This window comes from Microcella sp., assembly GCF_033763155.1.
Taxonomy (GTDB): Bacteria; Actinomycetota; Actinomycetes; order Actinomycetales; family Microbacteriaceae; genus Microcella.
In genome coordinates this window covers 1-3,192 of sequence record NZ_JANRKZ010000249.1, presented here as the reverse complement: position 1 = coordinate 3,192, position 3,192 = coordinate 1, and the positions used below count along the sequence as shown (strand labels likewise).

At 69.5% G+C, this 3,192-nt stretch carries 4 protein-coding genes and 1 tRNA gene; 2 read left to right on the top strand and 3 right to left on the bottom strand.

Translation table 11 applies throughout. From position 1 onward, the window contains the following. Positions 1–134, bottom strand: a 134-nt coding sequence (locus SFU54_RS10765; protein ID WP_319016274.1) for a MerR family transcriptional regulator, incomplete at its 3' end; no start/stop codon positions are given. Positions 135–226: 92 nt separating this feature from the next. Between SFU54_RS10765 and SFU54_RS10760 the strand changes: the two genes are divergently transcribed. Beyond that, entirely contained in the window at positions 227–1,402 is a 1,176-nt protein-coding gene (locus tag SFU54_RS10760; protein WP_319016273.1) for a glycerate kinase, read from the top strand. Here SFU54_RS10760 and SFU54_RS10755 read toward each other — a convergent pair. Together SFU54_RS10755 and SFU54_RS10750 are read right to left on the bottom strand one after the other, a co-directional pair. After that, positions 1,369–1,440 (bottom strand) — tRNA-Gln (locus tag SFU54_RS10755). The two genes, SFU54_RS10760 and SFU54_RS10755, sit on opposite strands and share 34 nt — an antisense overlap. A gap of 53 nt (positions 1,441–1,493) precedes the next feature. Then, positions 1,494–2,165, bottom strand: a complete 672-nt coding sequence (locus SFU54_RS10750) for a hypothetical protein (RefSeq protein ID WP_319016272.1) — start codon at positions 2,163–2,165, stop codon at positions 1,494–1,496. A 17-nt stretch (positions 2,166–2,182) separates the two neighbouring features. On the opposite strand from SFU54_RS10750, the gene SFU54_RS10745 reads away from it, so the two are divergent. Next, the gene (locus tag SFU54_RS10745; protein ID WP_319016271.1) at positions 2,183–3,118 is read left to right on the top strand and encodes a cytochrome b/b6 domain-containing protein; all 936 of its coding nucleotides are present in this window, start codon (positions 2,183–2,185) and stop codon (positions 3,116–3,118) included. Positions 3,119–3,192 lie beyond the last annotated feature (74 nt).

Genomic DNA, 3,192 nt, shown 5'->3' with positions numbered 1-3,192 from the left:
ACACGCTCCACGTGGGAGTCGTCATACTGCGACTGGTTGGGGCTCGTGCGCTCACCAGCGGGCAACAGGCCTTCGCGCAAGTAGAACTTGAGCGTGGGCACGGGCGTGCCGGTCGTGGCGCTGAGCTCGGACATCCTCATGAGATGGATACTAACACTATCGATAGTGCCAGTGTCTATATTTTTCTGCCATGTTCACGACGCCGTGCCGCTGGCATCATCAAGGCATGCGCCGCCGCATCGTCATTGCCCCCGACTCGTTCAAGGGCACGATCTCGGCGACGGATGCTGCGCTCGCCCTTGCCCGCGGTTGGCAGTCTGAGCGTCCGCACGACGAGGTGCTGCTCGTGCCCCAGGCCGACGGCGGCGAGGGCACGCTCGACGCCATCGCGCAGGCCTCCCCCGGGGCGCAGTGGAGAAGCGTGCGCGTCGCCGGCCCCACGGGCGAACCGCACGATGCTCGGTGGTTGCTGCTGCCCGGCACCCATGCCGTCGTCGAACTTGCCGAGTGCTGCGGCATCACGCTGCTGCCCCGCTCCCACGCGGGCGAGCTCGCGCTCGCACCGCTCGCGGCCTCGAGCCGTGGAGTTGGCGAGGCCATCGCGGCGGCGCTCGATGCGGGCGCCCGGCACGTCACACTCGCCCTCGGCGGCTCGGCGTCAACCGATGGTGGGCTCGGGGCCTTGAGCGCGCTGGGGCTACGGGTGCTTGACGGCTCGGGGGCGCCACTGCCCGACGGGGGCGGCGCCCTCTCGCGGGCGGGCACGCTCGACGCCGCAGCCCTTCGAGCCGCGCCCGCTGGCGGCATGACCCTGCTGACCGATACGACTGCCGTGCTAACCGGCCCCTCCGGGGCAGCCTTGATGTTCGGGCCGCAGAAGGGCGCGACAGCCGATGAGGTGGCCACGCTCGATGCCGCCCTCGCGCGCGCCGCGGCGATTGCCGGCGGCGACGAACACCTCCTTCCCGGCGCGGGCGCCGCGGGCGGAACGGCCTGGGGCTTTGCGCGGTACTGGGGCGCGCGCATCCAGTCGGGCGCCGACACCATCGCGGTGCTGACCGGCCTCGACTCGGCACTCGAGGGCGCCGACCTTGTCATCACGGGCGAAGGCCGCTTCGACGCCACGAGTCGCGCCGGAAAGGTTGTGGGCGGCGTGCTCGAGCGAGCATCCGTCGCCGGGGTCGCCGTGGCGGTCGTGGCAGGCCAGGCCGACCCCACTGCGGCCCGGGATGCCGAGGCCCACGGCCTCGGACGCGTGCTCACGCTCAGCGAGCTCGCCGGGTCGCCCGCCGCCGCTGTCAGCGAGCCGGATCGCTGGTTGCACGCGGCAGCCGCGGCGATCGCACGCGATCAGAATGAGCAATATAGCTGGGGTGCCTGGACTCGAACCAAGAACAACTGAACCAGAATCAGCCGTGTTGCCAATTACACCACACCCCATCAGCGCGGCCGGGGCCGAGCTGGGTGACCCGCGAGCGGGCCGAGTAGCGAGTTTACCCTACAGGCGGTGTGACGACGTACGAGATGGCGCAGAACCCGCCGCCAAAGCACACCGCTTCGGCCGTGATGGGCATTCCGGTCGTGAGGCCTCGGTTTGACCGCACCGTCACGGGCTCGCCCGAGTCGCGGGCCTCGCTCACGGCGGCTGCCAGGCTCGTGGCACTCGGGGGCCGGTAGCCATAGGCAACCGAGCGCTCGGCGAGCAATTGGTAGGTTTCGCGAAAGTCGCCCGCGCCGCGCTCGTCGATGCGCACCGACACGACGTGGTCGTCGCTCGTCGTAATCGTGAAGAGCGGCGTCGTGAAGAGAGCCCCATTGGGTTGCTCGTCGGTGGCGATGAGCACGAGCCGATAGTCAAGGTCGGTCGCGTGCGGCCCGACCGTCAGCGAGCCCTCGGCAGGCAGACCCAACGATGACGCGTTGACCGGGGGCTCGCTGAAGTCGATGCGCGGCGTGCGTGCTGACTCGATGTAGGCGAGCCCGTCGTCGGTGAACACCGACCAGTTGAGGTCGTTGACCTGATCGGTTTCTGCGGGGCCGGGGCCCGACGCGACCTCGGGTAGGCCCACGATGCCGAACACTACAACTCCCAGCATGATCGCGCTGAGCAGCGCCGCGGGCATCCACTTCACCCACTCGGGTCGGCGCGAGAACTCATCGATCATGGGTCTAGCGTAGGAGGGTGCACGACGCGAGCCCCCGCCGACGACTGCGCCCTGTCGTGTTTGCCGCGGTCGGCGCACTCCTCGTGCTCGCCGTGGCGGTTGTCGCGGCACAGTGGTGGCGCGACACCAGTGATGGGGCAGCGTTCATCGCGAGCTACCCCGGTGGTGTCACTCCCCCGGCGGGCACGCCCGTGGGTTTTCCCGCGTGGCTGAGCTGGACCCACGCGCTCAACGCCTTCTTTTTGCTGTTCATCGTGAGTTCTGCGCTTCACCTACGGGCCGGCGCGCGTCCGCCCGCGTTCGTTACGCGCCGCAACCGCTGGCTGCGCACCTCCACGGCACCGAAACGACTGGGGCTGCACACGTGGTGGCACCTCCTGGTCGTGACGCTGTGGATCGCGACCGGGCTCGTCTATGTGACGCTGCTGGTCGTGAGCGGGCACTGGGCGCGCATTGTGCCAACCGAGTGGTCGGTGATTCCGAATGCCGTGTCGGCCGGCCTGCAATACCTCTCGCTCGACTGGCCCGAGCACACCAGCTGGGCTTACTACAACGCCCTGCAAGTGCTCTTCTACGGCACCACGGTCTTCGTCGCCGCGCCACTCGCGCTCGTCACGGGCCTGCGCCTCTCACCCGTCTGGCCGCAGCGGTGGATGCGCAACCACGGCCCCCTGTCTGACGCCTGGGCGCGCCAAACCCACTCACTCGTGCTCTGGTTCTACCTCGCGTTCACCGTCGTGCACGTGGGCCTCGTGCTGCTCACGGGAGCACGCCGCAACCTCAACGCGATGTACGTCGGTATCGACGACGCCGAGAGCTGGCTGGGGGTCGTCGTGTTCGCGGCGTCGGTCGTCGTCATGGCCGTGGCGTGGGTGCTGCTGCGACCGCCCGCACAAGTGGCGATCGCCGAGCGTGTCGCCGACGTGCGGCGCATGCCTGCCACCCCACGCTGACGTTGGGCGCTGCGCCTGCCGCCGCTCTGACGCGCCGCCGCGCCAGTTGCCTACAGCGAAGCGCGCAATGCCCG

What these genes read in the sequence shown, in the direction of transcription:
- SFU54_RS10760 (WP_319016273.1), top strand. Translation starts at nt 227, where the DNA reads ATGCGCCGCCGCATCGTCATTGCCCCCGACTCGTTCAAGGGCACGATC.
- SFU54_RS10750 (WP_319016272.1), bottom strand. Translation starts at nt 2,165, where the DNA reads ATGATCGATGAGTTCTCGCGCCGACCCGAGTGGGTGAAGTGGATGCCC.